This is a genomic window from Acidiphilium sp., assembly GCF_049977125.1.
In the GTDB taxonomy this organism is placed as follows: domain Bacteria; phylum Pseudomonadota; class Alphaproteobacteria; order Acetobacterales; family Acetobacteraceae; genus Acidiphilium.
This window is the reverse complement of record NZ_JBMFGY010000175.1, coordinates 1-1,559: the sequence shown is the minus strand read 5'-3', so window position 1 is coordinate 1,559 and position 1,559 is coordinate 1. Positions and strand designations below refer to the sequence as shown.

Below are 1,559 nucleotides of genomic sequence, written 5' to 3'. Positions count from 1 at the left end.
TGCGGATCGGCGCCATAGGCGATGATGTCGCCGGTGCAGATGATGTGATCGGGCGCGATGCCGTGGGCGCGCGCCGCATCGAGCAGGGCGATACTCGCCTGGAGATTGCTGTAGTTGCCGCCGAAGATCAGCACCGGACCTGCGGCCGTGAGCAGCGGCGGCGGGGTGACCGCGTCAGACGGGATTGCGTCAAACATGGGCCACGCGCTCAGCGCTGATGCGCTCCAGCGACAGGCCGCGCGCTTCGATGCCGCCGCGCCGGCGCCAGACCAGGATGGCAACCGCGCCGAGCGCCCAGAACCCCGCCAGCATGATCAGCGCCGCCGGCATGCTGCGCGCCCCGACATAGCCGACCAGGAACGGGGACAACGCGGCGCCGATCCGCCCGATCGCGACCGAGGCGCCGATGCCGGTGGCGCGCAGCGCGGTGGGGAACAATTCCGAAAACGTCGGGTAGGCGGCGATCCAACTGCCGGTCGCCAGCAGATTGACCAGCGCAAAGCCGAGCATGATCGCGCCGGCGCCGAAATGGGTGATCGCGGCGAAGCCGATCAGGCCGAGCGCGGTCGCGCCATAGAACCCACCGACGGTCCAGCCCCGGCCCAGCCGGTCGAGCAGCCCGGCCGCGGCCAGCCCGCCGATCAGCGCGCCGACGCTGCCGGCCAGGTAGAACAGCGGCAGCCGCGCCGGCGGTAGATGCAGTGCCGGCAGCACCACGATCGGCAGAAACGCGAACAACCCGTAGTAGCCCGAGGCCTCGGCGAAATCGAGCACGGCACCCAGCGCGAGCCGTCCGGGATAGAGCCGCAGCAATTGCAGGAAACGATTGGCTTCGTGCCGCGCCAGCTGCGCGATGGGAGAGGTGACCGGCGGCGGCAGGTTGGTCAGCCCCGCTTCGATTCCGGCGATGATCGCCCGCGCATCGTCCGGCCGGCCGGCCTCGATCAGCCAGCGCGGGCTTTCCGGCAGGTAGCGGCGAAACCATGCCGCCGAGAGTGCGATGGCGCCGCCGAGGCCGAACACCACGCGCCAGCCGATATCCGCCGGTAGCGCCGATAACACCAGCCAGGCCAGCAGGGCGGCTATGAAACTGCCGACCGGCCAGAAATTCAACACGATCGCCGAGGCCTTGCCGCGCGAACGGCTCGGCACCAGTTCCGCGATCGCCGCATTGATCGCGGAATATTCCGCACCGACGCCGATGCCCGCGATCAGCCGCAGTACCAGCAACGATGCCAGATCGGGTGCGAACGCGGTCGCCAAGGTGGCGACGCCGTACAGCACCAGACTCGCCAGAAACACCCGGCGCCTGCCGTAGCGATCCGACAAAATGCCGAAGCCGGATGCGCCGATCATCAACCCGGCGAACCAGGCGGCGAGAATGAACGACATCGCGTTGCTGCCGAGGTGGAAATGCTGACGCAGCGCGCCCAGCACGTTGCCGATCAACGTCACTTCGAACGCATCGAGCGCCCAGCCGAGGCCGAACAGCAGGACGACGATGGTATGGAACCGGTTCCAGCGCAGGTTCGACAGCGTGTCGAGCATCGCATTGTCGG

The 1,559-nt window shown here is 68.5% G+C and carries 1 protein-coding gene and 1 pseudogene; both read right to left on the bottom strand.

Features of this window, described 5'->3' with window-relative positions; genetic code table 11:
- Positions 1 to 197: pseudogene (locus tag ACP5E6_RS16025) on the bottom strand (radical SAM protein); the annotation flags it as partial.
- Positions 190 to 1,559 (bottom strand): MFS transporter (locus ACP5E6_RS16020; protein ID WP_427955752.1); only part of this gene is annotated, 1,370 nt, incomplete at its 5' end. The gene ACP5E6_RS16020 and the pseudogene ACP5E6_RS16025, both read right to left, overlap by 8 nt.